The sequence below is a fragment of the Alkalicoccus daliensis genome, assembly GCF_900103955.1.
Taxonomy (GTDB): domain Bacteria; phylum Bacillota; class Bacilli; order Bacillales; family Salisediminibacteriaceae; genus Alkalicoccus; species Alkalicoccus daliensis.
On record NZ_FNIL01000001.1, the window covers coordinates 749,288 to 767,794 of the forward strand.

Annotated in this window: 15 protein-coding genes; 1 reads left to right on the top strand and 14 read right to left on the bottom strand. The window is 41.1% G+C overall.

Going from position 1 to position 18,507, the window contains the following annotated elements; all coding sequences use genetic code 11:
• Nucleotides 1-13 precede the first annotated feature (13 nt).
• The 3 genes from bcd to BLP92_RS03675 form a co-directional block, all read right to left on the bottom strand.
• The gene (bcd, locus tag BLP92_RS03665; protein WP_090840668.1) at nt 14-1,111 is read right to left on the bottom strand and encodes a branched-chain amino acid dehydrogenase; all 1,098 of its coding nucleotides are present in this window, start codon (nt 1,109-1,111) and stop codon (nt 14-16) included.
• A gap of 117 nt (nt 1,112-1,228) precedes the next feature.
• Entirely contained in the window at nt 1,229-2,128 is a 900-nt protein-coding gene (locus BLP92_RS03670) for a bifunctional enoyl-CoA hydratase/phosphate acetyltransferase (protein ID WP_090840669.1), read from the bottom strand.
• 856 nt (nt 2,129-2,984) lie between these two features.
• A complete protein-coding gene (locus tag BLP92_RS03675) occupies nt 2,985-4,976 on the bottom strand; it encodes a sigma-54 interaction domain-containing protein (RefSeq protein ID WP_090840671.1) in 1,992 nt (663 codons plus the stop codon).
• Nucleotides 4,977-5,105: 129 nt separating this feature from the next.
• Between BLP92_RS03675 and BLP92_RS03680 the strand changes: the two genes are divergently transcribed.
• A complete protein-coding gene (locus tag BLP92_RS03680) occupies nt 5,106-5,354 on the top strand; it encodes a DUF2627 domain-containing protein (protein WP_090841086.1) in 249 nt (82 codons plus the stop codon).
• A gap of 654 nt (nt 5,355-6,008) precedes the next feature.
• Here BLP92_RS03680 and spo0A read toward each other — a convergent pair.
• From spo0A to nusB, 11 genes are all read right to left on the bottom strand, one after another.
• On the bottom strand, nt 6,009-6,797 hold the full coding sequence (gene spo0A, locus BLP92_RS03685) for a sporulation transcription factor Spo0A (RefSeq protein WP_090840673.1): 789 nt from the start codon (nt 6,795-6,797) through the stop codon (nt 6,009-6,011).
• A 327-nt stretch (nt 6,798-7,124) separates the two neighbouring features.
• Entirely contained in the window at nt 7,125-8,852 is a 1,728-nt protein-coding gene (gene recN / locus BLP92_RS03690) for a DNA repair protein RecN (RefSeq protein ID WP_090840675.1), read from the bottom strand.
• Between the two features lie 792 nt (nt 8,853-9,644).
• Complete coding sequence (gene ahrC, locus BLP92_RS03695) at nt 9,645-10,094, bottom strand: transcriptional regulator AhrC/ArgR (RefSeq protein ID WP_090840677.1); 450 nt, start codon at nt 10,092-10,094, stop codon at nt 9,645-9,647.
• Between the two features lie 42 nt (nt 10,095-10,136).
• Entirely contained in the window at nt 10,137-10,943 is an 807-nt protein-coding gene (locus BLP92_RS03700; protein ID WP_090840679.1) for a TlyA family RNA methyltransferase, read from the bottom strand.
• A gap of 3 nt (nt 10,944-10,946) precedes the next feature.
• The gene (dxs, locus tag BLP92_RS03705) at nt 10,947-12,821 is read right to left on the bottom strand and encodes a 1-deoxy-D-xylulose-5-phosphate synthase (protein WP_425284413.1); all 1,875 of its coding nucleotides are present in this window, start codon (nt 12,819-12,821) and stop codon (nt 10,947-10,949) included.
• A 31-nt stretch (nt 12,822-12,852) separates the two neighbouring features.
• A complete protein-coding gene (locus BLP92_RS03710; protein WP_090840682.1) occupies nt 12,853-13,452 on the bottom strand; it encodes a hypothetical protein in 600 nt (199 codons plus the stop codon).
• 645 nt (nt 13,453-14,097) lie between these two features.
• Nucleotides 14,098-14,979 (bottom strand): polyprenyl synthetase family protein, encoded by an 882-nt coding sequence (locus BLP92_RS03715; RefSeq protein ID WP_090840684.1) that lies wholly within the window; start codon nt 14,977-14,979, stop codon nt 14,098-14,100.
• Nucleotides 14,979-15,212, bottom strand: coding sequence for an exodeoxyribonuclease VII small subunit (locus tag BLP92_RS03720; RefSeq protein ID WP_090840686.1), 234 nt, complete (start codon nt 15,210-15,212; stop codon nt 14,979-14,981). Before BLP92_RS03720 ends, BLP92_RS03715 begins: the two co-directional genes overlap by 1 nt.
• Nucleotides 15,213-16,568, bottom strand: coding sequence for an exodeoxyribonuclease VII large subunit (xseA, locus tag BLP92_RS03725; protein ID WP_090840688.1), 1,356 nt, complete (start codon nt 16,566-16,568; stop codon nt 15,213-15,215). It abuts the gene before it with no gap.
• A complete protein-coding gene (folD, locus tag BLP92_RS03730) occupies nt 16,565-17,434 on the bottom strand; it encodes a bifunctional methylenetetrahydrofolate dehydrogenase/methenyltetrahydrofolate cyclohydrolase FolD (protein WP_090840690.1) in 870 nt (289 codons plus the stop codon). The genes xseA and folD overlap by 4 nt, the downstream gene beginning before the upstream one ends.
• Before the next feature lie 21 nt (nt 17,435-17,455).
• Nucleotides 17,456-17,860 (bottom strand): transcription antitermination factor NusB, encoded by a 405-nt coding sequence (nusB, locus tag BLP92_RS03735; protein ID WP_090840692.1) that lies wholly within the window; start codon nt 17,858-17,860, stop codon nt 17,456-17,458.
• Nucleotides 17,861-18,507: the final 647 nt, after the last annotated feature.

Here is an 18,507-nt window from a genome sequence, read left to right on the forward strand (position 1 = left end):
TCGGTCCCTCCTGTTAACGTCCGCGGGATAGTATATTCATCCCATTCTGTAAAAATTGACGACGTGACTTTCTCATAGTTTCAATTCTTTCTTCTGCAAGACGATTTGCGGCTACATATGTCGGTACTTGATCCCGTCTGGAAATATCCATTATTTTAGCAATACTGTCGTAAATTGTTTCGACTTTTTTCATTGCTCTTTCCCGGTTGTACCCGAGCAGCTCATCTGCAACATTTATTACTCCGCCTGAGTTAATTACATAATCCGGCGCATAGACAATTCCTTTATCCTGTATAATATCACCATGTCTGTTTTCAAGCAGCTGATTATTTGCAGCACCTGCGATTACTTTCGCTTTCAATCTGGGAATTGTCTCATCATTCACTGTAGCGCCTAAAGCACATGGAGAATAAATATCACAGTCTACATCATAAATATCATCAATATCGACTGCTCTTGCACCAAATTCTTCTACAGCTTTTTTTACTGAATCTTTATTAATATCAGTAACAACGAGCTTTGCTCCTTCTTCGTGTAAATAGCGGCACATATTATAAGCAACATTCCCGACGCCCTGCACTGCCACTGTTTTACCTTCTAACGAATCTGTTCCAAAAGCTTCTTTCGCTGCAGCTTTCATCCCGACGTATACGCCGTAGGCTGTTACAGGAGAAGGATTGCCTGAAGATCCGAATGCCGGAGAAACCCCTGTTACATAATCTGTCTCTGAATAAACAAGATCCATATCTTCCACTGTCGTTCCTACATCTTCCGCAGTAATATAACGACCGTTAAGCCCCTGAATAAACCTGCCAAATGCGCGGAACATTGCTTCGTTTTTATCCTTTTTAGGATCGCCTATGATTACAGTTTTACCACCGCCGAGATTCAGTCCTGCAGCGGCATTCTTGTATGTCATCCCCTTAGCGAGACGAAGTGCATCTTCAAACGCAGCTTCCTCCGTTTCATAAGTCCACATTCTCGTGCCGCCCAGAGCCGGGCCCAGCGTTGTATCATGAATTGCTATGATAGCTTTTAAGCCTGACTCTTTATCCTGGCACACTACCACTTGCTCATAATCGTATTCTTCCATATAAGTGAAAAGTTCCATTGCGTATTCCCCCTAAAATTAGTAACAATGTTAATTGAGTTTATATAATTTATTTTGTCCTTTTCTGCTTCGAGCTTTAGGATGAAAGAAAAGGTTTAACATCAGTAAATGCTGGTTTCATGTAGTACTTACTGCCATGGCCAATGAAAATAATTTACTTTCTTCCGAATCACTTCTCGAAGTCAGAATGATTGGAGCTTTAGCTCCAACGATCATTCCTCCGACTACAGCTCCACCAATATAAGTAAAGGATTTGTAAAGTGAATTTCCAGTTTCTATTTGTGGAGCAACCAGTATGTCAGCACTTCCTGCCACTGGAGATTCTATTTTCTTTTGAACTGCGGCTTCGGCTGAAATCGCATTATCAAAGCCTAAAGGGCCGTCAATAAGACAATGTTTTATCTGGTTTCTGCGGTTCATCTGAGTTATTGCAGCCGCATCGAGCGTAGCCTGCATCGCAGGGTTTACTGTTTCAACTGCAGCAAGCATTGCTACTTTCGGCTGTTCGATTCCCATCTGCCGGACAGCTTTTACAGCATTTTCAACTATTTGAACTTTCTCCTCCAGCTCTGGAGCAATATTCATCGCTGCATCTGTTAAAAATAAAATTTTCTCTCTGCTGTTAATCTGGAACCCAGCAATGTGAGAAAGAATACCGCCAGTTCTTAACCCGTATTCTTTATTTAGTACGGCTTTTAACAAAGTAGAGGTAGCAATCATCCCCTTCATCAGCACCGTTGCTTTCCCCTCAGAAACAAGTCTGACAGCAACTTCTGCTGCTTCCTGGTCTGTGCTGCAGTCTATAAATGAATGGTATTGATCATCTGGTGTAAAAGAAGCTTCTTCCATTGCATCAGTAACCTCCTGAAGCGGTCCTGTAAAAACGAACTTGGCAAGTCCATCCTCTTTTGCTGCCTGTGCAGCTAAAAATATAGAAGGATCTGTCGCATTCGCCACTGCAATAACAGCTTTTTTTTCTCTTTGGCTGATTTTTAATTTCAATTCGGCAATATTCATTTTTACCTCCTCTAATTTTCAGTATTATAATATGCAATAATGATGCCAAAACAGCTCCGCTTTTGAAACTGACTTGCCAAAAAGCTGATTTCCTCTTTTCTGCACAAGATTTTTCATTATGAGTAATACAGTGATTTTTTCATACTTTATGGTGCACTTTTTGCTGAAAGTTCTCTAATCAAATATGATGTTGCTATAAGATAAGGACACCTCCGGAGTCAAGGTTCCGTCCAGCCCATCCAAGAAAGCCAAAAACCGTATCACTTGGATGCAGGGCAATAACTTGCTTCACTCCTGCTAAGAGATTCGTTCAAAGACCTGAACAAATCTATGATCTTCACGCTTTCTTTTTCCCCAGGCGTCTAAACCTCCTTGCCCTCTATATTCTTTAAAAAAGAAAGAGTAATTTATAAAAGCTGTCTTCCTGCTGTTTATCAAATGTAAGACGAAGCGAAAACCGGCGGGCGCCTTTTTAGAGAGAGCATTGCTCCGCTCGTCCAGTAGCCATCTTCACAAAGATCGTGAAGATAGCCTCGAGAACATTTAATCGGATGCGCCTATGCTTTTGGCTGTGAAAGTTCTCACAGCCTTAAGAAGAACAAGCTGGGAAGATCCCGCAGCGAAGGTTTCTCATATCAGCTTTGAGCAGTGACAGAACTAATGAAAAAGGAATACCTTTTTACCAATTTATTATATTTTGTTCCAATATAGTTAATAGTCCTCCCGAGAAAAATAAAACATTAATATTCTTTAAATTAAATATATTTTATTCTTTTATCATCGTGAACTATTATTTTAGAACATGCAAATTATTGCACACCGCGCAAATTATTGCATGCATTATTTTGCGCGGTTTCTAGAGACTGAATTTTTCCATTTTATAATATAAATTCCGCAGACTGATATTTAATTTTTTAGCAGTTTGTGTTTTATTTCCATCATTTTTGATCAGCTGCTGTTGTATTAGATTTTTCTCAAACCAATTTAACTGCTCTTCCAAAGTGCGGCTGTCAAAAGTTTCACTGTTTTGAAAAGCGGGTTTCGTTTCCTCTGCAATCGTAATATGTGAGGCATGAATTTTCTGGGCAGTCTGCGGCATATGAATTACCGCTCTGCCTAAAACATTTTCCAATTCTCTTACATTCCCGGGCCAGTGATATGATTGCAGTTTCAACGCAGCTTCCTCAGTTAAACCATTCACGTATCTACCATAATCCTGATTTAATCTTCTCAGAAGGTGCATTGCAAGAATAGGAATATCCTGCTTTCTTTCTCTTAATGACGGTATAAAAATAGGGACCCGGTTCAGCCGGAAAAACAAATCTGCTCTAAACTGGGATTCTTCGATCTTTTTTTCTATATTAATATTCGTCGCAGCTATTAATCTTACATCTACATTAATAGCTGCAGTACCGCCCACGCGGACGATTTCATGTTCCTGAAGCACCCGGAGTAATTTTGCCTGCATTTTTGGGGAAAGCTCCCCGATTTCATCTAAAAATATACTTCCTTTATCAGCTTCTTCAAACAGCCCCTTTTTTCCTCCTCTTTTGGCACCGGAAAACGCTCCCTCTTCATAGCCAAAAAGTTCACTTTCCAGCAGCGTTTCTGTAAGTGAGGCACAATTAACTCTGATAAATTTATTGAACTTTCTTTTACTCTCGTTATGTACTGCATGTGCGAATAGTTCTTTTCCTGTTCCTGACTCTCCACGGAGCAATATAGCTGCTGGCGTTTTAGCGGCTACTTTTGCTTGTTCAACAGCCATTTTGATTTCTGTCGAGTTCCCGATGATGTCAGCGAATTCATATTTAGCTTCCAGCGTTCTAATAATACTTTTCGCCTGCTCCAGCTCCAATGCCAGGGATTCCATTTCTGAAACGTCATGAACTACTCCGACACTCCCTTTTATTTTTCCATCGACTATTACCGGGGCAGCATTCACTACAACATCTCTTCTTAAAGGGCCTACCTTCATCCGGGCTCCTCTTATAGGTTTTTTTGTCTGCAGTACCCGCATATGAATACTTTCTCCTTCAGAGATATCCGTAGCTGCAGGCTTTCCTACTACTTCCTTTTCCGATAATCCTGTCAGACGGGTATATGCAGGGTTAATCAGTAAGCCGATGCCTTTTTCATTTACAACCGAAATAGCATCATCGGAAGAATTAATGATAGATTCCAGCATTGTTCTTATACTTTTTAAATTGGTTACTTCTTCTGCCATTTTTACTATTTCAGTAACATCCCTGAAGACTGCCAGTGCTCCAATAATATTACCCTCTTCATACATAGGAACTCTGGTAGTAATAATACTTCGATCATTTCCAATTATTTGTTTTTTATTATATTCTGTAATATTTGTATTTAATACCCGGGGCAGTCTGCTCGTAGGCATTACTTCTTCTATATTTCTGCCCAGCGAGTTTTCCACTGACAGTTCCGTCATTTCTGCTGCTCGTTTATTAATTAGCACTAAGCGGCTTTTTTCATCAATTGCTATCATTCCGTCATGAGTCGCATTAATAATTTTCATTAACTTCTCGTTATTTTTTTTATATTCTTTATATGTTTGTTCTTTTGAAATCATTAAAGTGAACAGTAATTCTGCTCCCTCATAATTTATATTTTTATAATTTTCTTCTAAATGGTGATTTGTCACAAGTAGAATGTTATCTTTATTAAAATCAACCTGCTCCAATGAATGATAAACAGGAAGCGGATGATTAAGTACTCTCTCCTCTCCTGTAAGCACAGCTCCTTCAATACTTACCTCCGAAGGCACCGGTGTTTTGTTCAGAAAGTTATTTATTTCTTCTGACCTTCCATAGAAAAATAAATTTAACATTTTCAGCCTCCTGTCTTCCCTTCCTGTCTATCATACTAAAATAACAGGAGGATATGCCACTCGACTTTTTTTAAAATATTAGATAGAATGATAATGACTTAATGAATAAAGAGAGGTACTATTATGACAATTATGCGATTTATTGCATTGATTATTTTATTAATTCCTATACTTACAGCTGGTTATGGAATTAAATTAATGAGAGATACGCTGTTTCAAATTTTAAATGTTCCTTTCCCATCTCTATACCTTCAATTTTTAGCTGGGATGATTGCATTCGCAGCCGGCATCTGGATAATCGGCGGATTTATCCTGCATAGAGATCGCAAAAACAATAAAGTAGCCCCTAAATTTCAAAAAAAACCAGCTCGAACATAAAAAAGCTGCGAACCTAATGGGTTCGCAGCTTTTTCAGGCTGTTGAAAAAGTATTTTTTCTGTATAAGTATGCGCTTTTGTGCTTTGCCTTTGAAGGTACGCTTTCCGGAGGGAACTCTCTCAGCTAACCTGCCTCTGGCAGGTGGATTCCTCCCGGAGTCGACCTTCTGCGACTGCAACTGACCTGCCGTGGAGGAGATCTCCGGGTAGACTAACGTCTTCCGGGATCTTGAATCCCAACAAGACGGTTTTTGTCTTGCTTGGATTGGCTGCGCGGCACCCTGCTGGTTTCGAAGGGAGAGCTGAAGGATTTCTCCGCGGCAAGCGAAAAAAAGAGCCGCAGGCCTGCCTTTCTTATATCAATACCGGCCTTTAACAGAGACACTCATGTAAAATTTTTGCCCCATGAATTATGAAAATTAATATTGCTGTGTAACGAAGGAGAGGACGCCCAAAGGATGAGCGCAGTTGGAGAATCCATTTTGGCGGTCGTTCTTTCCGTCAAAATTAGTCGAGAACAAGCCCTTGGGCAAGACTATCCGAATGTGAAGCAGCAGTATTACTTCTTTTTAGCCGTACTTTTATTTTCAAGGTAGCCTTTGTTAAAGAAAATCTAATATGAAGAAACATTATCCTATACAGCCATATTTGCCTGCTAATTTTTTCGATGTTCCACCCGAAGCTTGTCAGCTACCATGGCAATAAACTCCGAATTCGTAGGTTTTGATTTAGAAACATTTACCGTATACCCGAACATTTTTGAAATAGATTCAATATTACCCCGGCCCCACGCAACTTCTATGGCGTGCCGAATTGCACGTTCCACTCGGCTCGGTGTTGTATTGAACCTTTTCGCTATGTCTGGATAAAGTACTTTTGTTACTGTCCCCAATAGTTCAATATCATGATAGACAAGAGTAATTGCCTCTCTTAAATACATATAACCTTTAATATGTGCCGGAACTCCAATTTCATGAATAATACTTGTGATACTTGCATCCAGATTCATTGGAGTATTATCATGGCGCATTTGGTTGGCATCCATAGATTTTGCGTTAACTCCACTTCCAATTTTTGCAACATCCCTGATTTTATTCACTAAAATATCCATATCAAAAGGTTTCAGCAGATAATAAGAAGCACCCAGATCCACCGCTTTTTTTGTTACATCTTCCTGACCAAATGCTGTCAGCATAATAATGTTTGGTTTTTTTGAAAGGTTTAAGCTCCCGATCTTTTCTAATACAGCAAGACCGTCCAGGTGAGGCATTATAATATCCAATATCAGCACATCAGGAGTATTATTTTCAATAATACTCAAACATTCCTGCCCATTATAGGCTCTGCCGATTACCTCTATGTCACTTTCATTATTAATATATTCTTCCAGCAAATGAACTAACTCCCGATTATCATCTGCCACGCAAACTGTAATATTACTCAATGAGAGATTCCCCCTAACGATAAGTTACTCAATACAAACTTTATTTAATTTCGTGCTTGTCTGACACTTGAGAAAATAAATCTTCACAATATATGGTGAAATTCCCCTCTGCTGCGTAAAAAAGAAAGGCCTCCGAATGGATTAATTCAGTCTGAGAATCCACTGGATGTGCAGCGGCAGAGAAACAGCCGCAGACCATCTCTTCAGCAAGCATTTACCGAAAGTGAAGCTTTTTCAAACAAAAAGAAATTTTGCTGACATAGTAGAGATTAGTATAACATAACCTTTACCTGCAATAATAGTCACTACTTTATGCAGGAAAATCGTCTATCGCTTTTTTGCTTTTGCCTGCCCTATCAGCTCTCTCGCATGCTCTCTTGTTAATTCAGTGACCTCTACACCAGAAATCATCCTGCCGACTTCCTCAGTCTGCTCTTCTGCCTTTAAAGGTGCCACGCTGGTAATAGTTCTACCCTGCTTTTCTTTTTTCGATATAAATAAGTGCGTATCCGCCATTGCCGCTACCTGAGGCAGGTGTGTGATGCATAATACCTGCGACCCCTGCGCAATGCCATGAATTTTTTCTGCAATTGACTGGGCAACTCTGCCGCTTACCCCGGTATCGACCTCATCAAAAATTAATGAAGTTACTCCTTCATGTTTAGCAAGGATAGATTTTAGTGCCAGAATCATTCTTGAAATTTCCCCGCCTGAGGCGACTTTTGCAAGTGATTTTAGTGGTTCACCCTTATTTGTAGCAACTTGAAATTCAATAGTGTCAATACCATCAGCATGAAAAGGATGGGTGCTTACTAACTCTTCAGCGTGCAATTGTTCATTGGAAGTGCTATTCACAAATGCTTCAAAGACAGTATCATTCATATATAAATCCTTTAATTGCTGCTGAATCGCTTCTTTAAGTTCTACAGCTGCTTTTTTCCTTATTTTGCTGATATTAGCTCCTTCTACAAAAAGATCCTGTGCAGTAGATTCAAGTTCTTTCTGCCACTCCCCCAGCCGCTGCTCTCTATTAGTCAACGTATCCAGTTCCTCTTCCAGACCTTGGGCATATTCTAGAATTTCAGTGACAGAACTTCCGTATTTTCTCTTAAGCTGACTGATTTCGCTTAACCTGGCTTCAATTGTATTCAGTCTTTCCGGATCAAATTCGATGGATTCATAATAATCTCTTAATGAAAACGATGCTTCCTCCAGCATATAATAATTATTTGTAATACTTTCTTTTAAATTCAACAGGTTCTGGTCTAATTCAGCAGCTTCTTCTATCTGGTTCATAGCAGCCATTACCCATTCAAGTCCCTTACCTTCCCCATACAAAGAATCATAGGCTCCATGTACCGTGGAATAAAGGCCTTCACTATTATTTAATTTATTTCTTTCATCCGTTAATTCAATATCTTCCTCCGGCTGCAGCTGGGCTTTTTCAATTTCCTCATATTGATATTGGATTAGGTCCAGCCTCTGCGCTACCTGCTGTTCACCTTCCGTCAGCTGCTTAAGCTGCTGTCTTTTTTTCATGAATTGTTTATAAAGTACCTTATACTCTTTTAATGCATCACGAAGATCCTCTTCAGCAAATCTGTCCAAAAACATTCCGTGTTTATCTGTCTGCAAAAGCTGTTGATGTTCATGCTGTCCATGAATGTCAACAAGCTGCTGTCCGGCCTGGCGGAGGATTGCAAGTGTTATCAATTTACCGTTGATTCTGCAGACACTTTTCCCCTGCTTTGTAATTTCCCGTTTTAAAACTAGCGTTTCTTCTTCATCAAAATTAATCCCAATGTCTTCAAAAAGATTTGTTAACTCCTCAGTTACCGGCTGATCGATAGTAAAAAGCCCTTCGATTTCAGCACGTTTGCTTCCATGCCTTACAAAATCAACAGAGCCTCTTCCGCCTATCAAGAGTCCTATAGCATCTATTATAATGGATTTTCCAGCTCCAGTTTCCCCTGTTAACACGGTTAGCCCTTCATCAAACGAAACTGTTAATTCATCAATTATCGCAAAATTTCTTATTGATAACTCCATCAGCATTTGAATCAACCTTTCTTTATTCGCTATTATCTCTGCTTAAATATTCAGAGCAAAAACTGCATTGCGTTGGCTGTATAAATAACGACGGTTATGAATTCAACGCAAAACAGCTGAAGTAATTTTCTATTTCATCTCCGAATATTATTTACGGATTTTAATTTAAATGAACACTTTTGCACACTTGTCATAAAGCTCCTGAAATGCTCTTGCGGGCTCAATCTTAAAAGCTGGCAGGAGTATTTTCCGTTCTGAACAGCTGAAGGCCAGAATGGAAAGCAACCCTCCAAAAAGCTGGACACTCGCATGTACTCGTTTTTAGACGTTTAGATTTTAATATCAATTAACTTAGTTATATGTTGTATCTTTCTGTTACTGCAGCTTTCCGGCAAGTTACATTATACCTATAAACATTTCAATAGTATAATTTTACCTTTCTTAATTATGTAATTAATTATAATATCTCCACCGCATTTTAAAATTTTTAAGCCGGCATACTTTCTTTAAAAAGTCTGCTGTTTAATTATGAATTTACAGCATAGCTCCTACTGTTCTTTTTAAATGCTGAAAAAAGAGCTGTATCCTGTTAATTGGACCAGCCCTTTTCTATAAAGAATAAATTCCCAAAATTGATATCTAAGCGTTGAACACCTGCATATTTCACTGGAGGGCCCGCGGGGCTTAGCTTCCGCAGTTCACATAAGGCTCACCTATACATTCCAAAGCGATGATTATCGAAAAAATCACCTTGATCTATAGAATGATCAATAAGAATAGTTATGAACATTGAACGTATTAAAGCATTTCTAAAAATTTCTCTGTAAGGAGCGCTGGATCTTCTTCGGACCTGCAGATAATTAGTATCGTATCATCTCCACAGATTGTACCCATAATTTCCTGCCAGTCTAAATTATCAATTAAAGCCCCCACTGCATTTGCATTTCCTGGAAGTGTTTTTATCACTATCATATTTGCAGTCTGGTCGATGGAAACAAAGCTGTCCACCAAAGCTCTTTTCAGTTTCTGCAGCGGATTAAACCTTTGATCTGAGGGAAGACTGTATTTATAACGGCCATCAATCATCGGAACTTTGACTAGATGCAGTTCTTTAATATCACGGCTCACTGTAGCTTGTGTCACATTAAAACCAGCGGATCTCAGCCGGTGCACAAGGTCATCCTGAGTTTCTATATCATTATTTCCAATTAAATCTCTGATCTTAATATGGCGCTGCCCTTTGTTCATTCGTATTTTCCTCCAAGCGTCAGGGAATGACAATTCAACCCGCTAGATTTTTGGTGAAGCATGTGCTGTATTTACGAGTGATTTTATGTGCTCAATAGAGAAGTTTGACTTCCCCTTTCTTTGAAGATGCATCAGGAATTCAATATTACCTTCACCGCCTCTTATTGGGGAAGGTATTATATTTTGTACAGTAAAACCAAGCAGTTCTGAAAATGTAATCATTTCCTCAATAACACTTTCATGAACTTTACGATCACGCACTATTCCTTTTTTTCCAACCTGTTCTCGTCCTGCTTCAAATTGCGGCTTTATTAATGCAGATACCTCTCCATCTGCAGTTAATATATCCTTGAGCACAGGCAGAATTAATTTCAAAGATATAAAAGAGACATCAATTGTGGCAAACTCCGGCCGCCCTTGCGGAAAATCTTCCAGTGTACAATAGCGGAAATTCGTCCGCTCCATGACCACCACTTGTTCATGCTGCCGCAGCTTCCACGCAAGCTGATTATAGCCTACGTCAAGCGCATAAACCAGTTTTGCACCATTTTGCAGAGCGCAGTCAGTAAATCCACCTGTCGATGCTCCAATATCAAGAACAATTTTTTCTTCCAGTGACAGTTTAAATTCCTTCACTGCGCGCTCCAGCTTTAAGCCACCTCTGCTTACATAGGGGATCGCATTTCCTTTAATTGTTAATTCGGCTTCTATCGCTACTTTTGCACCTGCTTTATCAACCCGTTCTCCATCTGCAAGCACCAGGCCCGCCATCACAGATCTCTTTGCTTTCTCCCGTGATTCAAAAAATCCCTGCTCTACTAAGAGCACATCTATTCTTTCTTTTTTCATAAGTTATGCACGCTGCTTCTTTCTGGGAATTAACTTCTGGACTTTTTCAGCTGCACCAGACGCGGTAAGACCGATCTCTTCCAGCAGTTCAGGTACACTGCCGTGCTCGATATACCAGTCTGGTATACCCATACGCTCTACAACGATAGAATGGATTCCTGCTGAATGATAATATTCCAGCACCGCACTTCCAAAACCTCCCTGAAGAGCGTGTTCTTCGAGTGTTAAAATAGGTTTGCCTGATTCCGAAATCTCACTGAGTTTCTCCTCATCCAGTGGTTTAATCGACCGGGCATTGATAACTTCTACTTCAATTCCTTTCGCAGCAAGAAGTTCTGCAGCAGCTTCCGCTACCGGCATCATTGTGCCAAATGCAAGAATTGCAGCATCCTTCCCTGTTCTTACTGATTCCCATTTTCCAATTGGCAGTTCCTTCAACTCTTCATCCATCGGTACTCCCAGTCCACTGCCGCGAGGATAGCGTACTGCAATCGGTCCATCCTCATGATTTACAGCCGTATAGAGCATGTGCTGAAACTCATTCTCATCTTTTGGCGCCAGCAGGGTAATATTCGGCAGGTGTCTCATATAGGAAATATCGAAAACACCCTGATGTGTTTCACCATCTGCCCCTACCAGACCTGCTCTGTCGATTGCAAAAACAACGTTTAAATTCTGGCGGCAAACGTCATGGACCAGCTGATCATATCCACGCTGTAAAAACGTGGAGTAAATTGCCAGCACCGGTTTCATTCCCTGAGCAGCCAGGCCTGCGGACATAGTAGTCGCATGCTGTTCTGCAATACCTACATCAAACATTCTTTCTGGAAACTCTTTCGCAAATTTATCCAGTCCGCTTCCGTTCGGCATTGCAGGAGTAACTGCAACTAAACGATCATCTGAACGCGCAATTGTTTTTAACGTTTCTGCAAAAACACCGCTGTAGCTTGGAGGACCCGGTTTTTTCACTACTTCCCCTGACTCAATTTTGTAAGGACCAAGCCCATGCCAGGTTCCTTTTGCATCATTTTCAGCAGGAGCATAGCCTTTTCCTTTTTTAGTGACTACATGAATTATTATAGGTCCTTTTGTCTTCTTGGCGTAAGAAATATTAGCTTTTAAATCATGGAGATCATGTCCGTCTACAGGTCCTAGATAAGTAAATCCAAGCTCTTCAAAAAACATACCCGAAACAAGTAAATACTTCAGACTGTCCTTCACTCTTTCTGCTGTGGAAGCAAGGCGCCCTCCAAAAGCAGGAACTTTTTTAATAAGAAGTTCTAAATCTTCTTTTGCCTTATTGTATTTATTAGCTGTTCTCATTCTGCCGAGCATGTTGTGAAGCGCACCTACATTGGGGGCGATAGACATTTCATTATCATTGAGAATCACTGTCATATCTCGCTGTTCATGCCCGATATGGTTAAGCGCTTCCAAAGCCATACCTCCGGTCAATGCGCCATCGCCAATGATAGGAATAATGTGTTCATCTGTTCCCTTTAAATCTCTGGCGAGCGTCATTCCCATAGCTCCAGACAAAGAAGTGGAACTATGTCCAGTCTCCCAGCAGTCATGAATAGATTCGGACCGTTTCGGAAAGCCGCATAAGCCTTTATGCTGTCTTAACGTATCGAACTGACCTGCCCGGCCTGTTAATATCTTATGCACATAAGCCTGGTGACCAACGTCAAACAAAAATTTATCTTTCGGACTGTCATACAGCTGATGAAGTACCAAAGTGAGTTCTACTACGCCTAAGTTTGGTCCTAAATGTCCGCCCGTTACTGATAGTTTATCAATTAGAAACGCCCGTATATCCGCAGCTACCTCGCTCAGCTCTTTTTCACTAAGCTGTTTCAGGAATGCAGGATCCTTCATATCAAGTACATTCAAGAGAAACCCTCGCTTTCTATCTTTTAGATTTCTTCCGGTGTTTTTTATCTTTAAAAATTGTTATCTTCAATTTTACCTCTATCAAATAAAATAATCTACCCACACGGTAGATGATCTCAGTAGAATACATGATTGCAATTGTTTTACCGACTGATTTTCCTCCCACAGTCAGGGCTGCAACCACGCTGGTAAAAATTACTGAAACGACTATCTGTACATTAGAGCCTTCCCCATGACCCAGTTGAGTTACAAGCTGGATGACGACAAAAGCAGAAGCTGTACCACTGATAACACCCGCTATATCTCCAATTACATCATTTGTAAAATTAGAAAATTTATCTGCGTTCCGTGTAATTTGAACAGCCTGCCTGGCCCCCGGAAGTTTTTCTGCAGCCATTGCATGAAAGGGTTTTTCTCTCGCTGCAGTCGCAGCTACCCCTATAGTATCTGATATTACCCCTAACAGCACAATCAAAAACACTATTATCATGCCCACTGCCCATGTTACCCCGCTTAAAATAGCGGTGGAAATCACAGAAAAAATAGCCGCTAGCACGAGTGTGATAACGGCAATCATCCAGCTCCAATGAAGAGATTTTTTTATCGAGGCTTTCATAAGTTATTCCCGGCTTTCCTTTGCTGGTTGCATAATATGTATAAGAGTGGTCATTAAAAGAGTAAAAACTGCGCCATAGGTCCAGTAGGTTTTCCCAGCCGGGTACCTCGGCGTCGCCGCCGTGACGGTTTCCCTTTAAACCCGACTTGACGCTGTTGCCAAACGTCAGACTGGATTGCCACTTAGAACGCACTATAATCCTCTTTTAATGTCCATCGGAACAGCCTAGGAGTTTTCCTCAACAGTTCAACAGCACTCTCTATCCTCTTTTGCAGAGTCGATTTCATATGGTTGGCTTACCATAATCCCCTCAATCTCCACTCAAGGCAGGCTACGCTGCCCACAAGTTCCCTAACTTGCGTGGCAGGTTCATACCCATAAGCATAGCGTCGATGGGAACGACGCCACACTTACGGGCCTCCGCGGTTGCAGGGTCATCGCCCACATGCCATTGTGGATCGCCCTACAGCCTTTACTCCCAGTCAAGACCCAAGGCTGGGCGCCTCAAGCCAAGACTAGGAACTTCATCGATGTGCCCTTTAGCGGATTTTTAGGCCCGCTTTCGAAAGTGTAGAACCGACTAGGATACTGCACCACTCATATACTTCATTGTAACATGAATTTAAAGGTACGGACAAGCGTTCGCTACTGAGATCTCTCCCCAATATATTGCGCCAGGGCTTTCAGTATTCCTGTATCTGCCGATATACCGCTTAACTCATCCATAGCCAGTTGCGTGTGCCATGCCAGCTTTTCTTTCGCACCATTCAGCCCCAGCAGCTTTACATAAGTATTTTTCTCATTATCTTCATCGCTGCCGACAGGTTTCCCAATAATTTCCTGGTCTCCTTCTACATCCAGTAAATCATCTTTGATCTGAAAAGAGAGCCCTATATTTTTCCCGAACTGATAAAGATGATCTTGTTCTTTTGGAGAAGCTCCGGCAATCGCGGCTCCGATCTGCAGTGCAACTGCTAATAAATCTCCCGTTTTATGCGTATGTATTTTTTCAAGAGAATCGACGTCAATAGACTTTCCTTCCGCTTCCATATCTGCCGTCTGTCCGCCAACCATACCGTTTGCCCCTGAAGCAAATGACAGAAGTTTAATTATCTCAATTTTCACTTCTGTGGAAAGGCGGTCATCTGAAGCAATCAAATAAAAGCTGTGAGTAAGAAGAGCATCTCCAGCTAAAATAGCCGTAGCTTCCCCAAAAACTTTATGATTGGTCGGTTTTCCTCTCCGCAGGTCGTCGTCATCCATTGCGGGAAGATCATCGTGAATCAAAGAGTAAGTATGAATCATCTCGAGCGCAGCCGCAGCGTTGTCTCCCAAACTCTTATCTATTTTATAACTGTCCAGTACTGCATAAAGAAGCATCGGTCTTACTCTTTTTCCGCCTGCCTGCAGTGAATAGAGCATAGATTTTTTAAGAGGAGATGAACAGTGCAGCGACTCGATAATTTCAGGGAATAAATTTTCCACCCGCTCTTTATGAACCTCAATAAAATTCTGCAGGTTTGTCATTAAAGATCGCCCTCCGGCAGCTCAGATAAAGTGCCGTCTTCTGAAAGCACCTCTGTCATCTGCTTTTCTACTTTATGTAGTCTGTCATGACAATCCTTTGAGAGTTTCATTCCTTCCTGGAACATGTCTATTGCTTCTTCCAGAGGAACATCTCCCTGTTCAAGCTTCTGAACAATTTCTTCAAGTTCCCGCATGGAAGTTTCAAAAGAAGTCTGCTTTTTATCTTCTGTCATTTATTTTTCCTCCTCTGTCATCCTTGTAATATCTTTTACTTCACAGTCGAGCATTCCGTCTTTTACTCTTAGTTTTATCTGCGCCCCTTCATGAATTTGTTCTGTTGATTTGATAAGGCTGTTTTCGCTGGTATAAGCAAGTGAATAGCCTTTTTTCATGAGATTCATGGGACTTAAGAGATCCAGTTTGGACATCTGCATTTCCAGCTTTTGCTGATTTCGCTGCAGAAGCTGCGCCATCGACTTCTCCAATCCCTTTTTGTATTGCAGCAGATTTTCCTCTGCTTTTATTATTTTTGTCTGCGGATGGACATTCTTTAACCGGTCATCCCACATTTTCAGGGTATTCGACTTTTCTTTCGTGCTTATTTCAAGACTCCGCTTTAAACGATCATGCATCATATCCAGCTGCTGTTCTTTTTCTTCAATTAATTTTTGAGGGTACTTGAAAGCGTAAGAGTTTTCCAGGCGGTGCAGTCTTTCCTTTGCCTGACTGGCATGCTGGCTCATCACTCTTAACAGCCGTGCGTGCCTTTCACTGACAAACGCCCGCATTTCCTGGATGTCTGGAACAGCTAACTCTGCTGCAGCCGTAGGAGTGGCAGCTCTGACATCTGCAGTGAAATCACTGATGGTAATATCAGTTTCATGTCCTACTGCTGATATAATTGGAATATGAGATTTATATATTGCAGTAGCTACGATTTCCTCATTAAACGCCCATAATTCCTCCAGAGATCCTCCTCCTCTTCCTACTATGAGGGTGTCGAGGCTGGTTATCCCATTGGCCTGATAAATTGCTTTTGAAACTGATGCAGCTGCCTGAGGACCCTGCACAAGAACTGGAAATAAAGTCACTTTTGCCAATGGGTATCTTCTTCTTATTGTAGTAATAATATCTCTTACTGCAGCTCCAGTAGGAGAAGTAACCACCCCTATATGTGACGGCACTCTCGGAATTTTTTTCTTAATCGAATCTTCAAAGTACCCTGCCATGCTGAGCTTTTTCTTCAGCTGTTCAAAGGCCATATACAAATGGCCAATACCGTCAGGCTGCATCTCTTTTACGTAAAACTGATACTGGCCGAATGGTTCGTAAACAGAGATATCTCCTCTTACCAGCACACTCATTCCATTTTCAGGCTGAAATTTTAGAGATTTATTACTTCCAGCAAACATTACTGACTGGAGTCGGGAGTTGTCGTCTTTTAAGGTGAAATACATGTGGCCGCGGGAATGCCTTTTGAAATTTGAAATTTCCGCCTGAATCCACACATTTTGCAGACGTGCTGAAGTTTCAAGCAGCTTTTTTATTTGCTGGGTAACATCTGTGACGCTTAGAAATTGCTGACTCACTTTACCCCCTGCTCTCTTTCAACGAACCGCTGTGCAGAAAGCACTGTATTATACATGAGCATAGTAATCGTCATCGGTCCTACACCGCCGGGAACTGGAGTAAGATATGAAGCAGACTCTTTTATTTCATCAAATACTACATCCCCCACTAATTTACCTTCACTGTTCCGGTTTACCCCTACATCGATGACAACCGCTCCTTCTTTTACATAGGAACTGTCTACGAACCCTTCTTTACCAACAGCAACAACAAGGATATCTGCCTGTCTGGTGATCTCTTTCATATTTGCTGTACGGGAATGACAGTAAGTAACTGTCGCATGTTCATTTAAAAGAAGCTGACCGACAGGTTTTCCGACAATATTACTTCTTCCAATTATCACAGCATGCCTGCCGGATATTTCAATATTTTTTGATTTGAGCATATGTATGATGCCAAATGGTGTACAAGGGAGAAAAGTATCCTTGCCAATCATCATTTTTCCGATATTGATTGGATGAAAACCATCTACATCTTTTTGCGGATCAATCGCTTCAATTACTTTATCTTCAGAAATATGATCAGGCAGAGGCAGCTGGACAAGTATTCCATGAATCTCATCTGCATTATTTAATGTTTCAATTTTTTCGAGAAGTTCTGTTTCTGAAATAGTTGAGGGAACACGGTCTACCTGAGAATAAATGCCGGTTTCTGCGCATGCTTTTTCTTTCCCTTTTACATAAGAAGAGGACGCAGGATCGTCCCCTACCAATATTACTGCAAGTCCAGGAGTTACTCCCTGGGAAATCAGTTTATTAGTTTCTTCCTTCAGCTCTGCTCTTGTTTTTAGAGCAAGTTCCTTGCCTGAAATTATTTCTGCAGCCATGATATTATCACTCCCTGGAATTTATAGTTCTTCACTGATAATTGAAGCAATTTTAGAAGTTACACCATTAACGAATTTGCCGGATTCTTCTTCTGCATTGAAGCCTTTTGCTAAATCCACGGCTTCATTGATACTTACATTTACAGGAACATCTTCTATATATTTCATTTCATAGACGCACTGTCTTAAAATGGCCCGGTCTATTCTCGAGAGTCTTAATAGCGTCCAATGTTCCAGGGCTCCTTCCAGGAGCCCGTCAATTTCTTCCTGGTTGTCAAGCGTCCCTTCCACCAGCTGTGTTAAAAACCCATCACTGGTTTCTCCCTCTTCCAGTACGGTTTCAATCGCTGTCTGAGGCTCTACTCCTGTCATTTCTACTTGATAAAGCGCTTGGACCGATTTGATCCTGGCTACTCTTCGATTCATTATATCTTGCTCCTTTTTTATCTATCACAGATCATTTCAACACTTACTCATAATAGCATAAATTGAGCAGCTGGTGCACGGGAGGATTTCCCGAATTAATTTAATTAAAATTTTAATCGCCAATCTTTCACTTTACATTTAAGAGCGGCAGTGGATATACCACTGCCGCTTCCAGGCTGTTGAAAAAGTACTTTTTTTGTATAAGTATACGATTCTATGCTTTTGTCTCCGAAGGGTCGCTTTCGGGAGGGAACTCTCTCAGCTAACCTGCCTTTTTAAAAGAGGAGTATCGCTTCACGCAGCCAAATCACTGGAAAGCAAAGAGCTCTTTCCAGTGATTTCAAGATCATTGGCTGGTTTCGCGCATGCTTACTATATCTTCCCGGAAAGAACGCCTGGGAAGATATAAGAATCGTTCAAATCCTCCAGGAGTCGACTCTTCTGCGCCTGCAGCATCATTAAGGGAGACATTGGTTTTTATACGAAACCGTAAAGATACGAACACTTTTTCTCCGGCAATAACTTTTCTCTATAGCGCCCGGCGGTGACAGCGGGAGTAAAGCGCAGTCTGAAGATCCTTTGTAATGTCGGCAGGCATTGCAAATAGCTGAAGACCGGTCGGCAAGCTTCCGCCGGAAAGTTGAGGA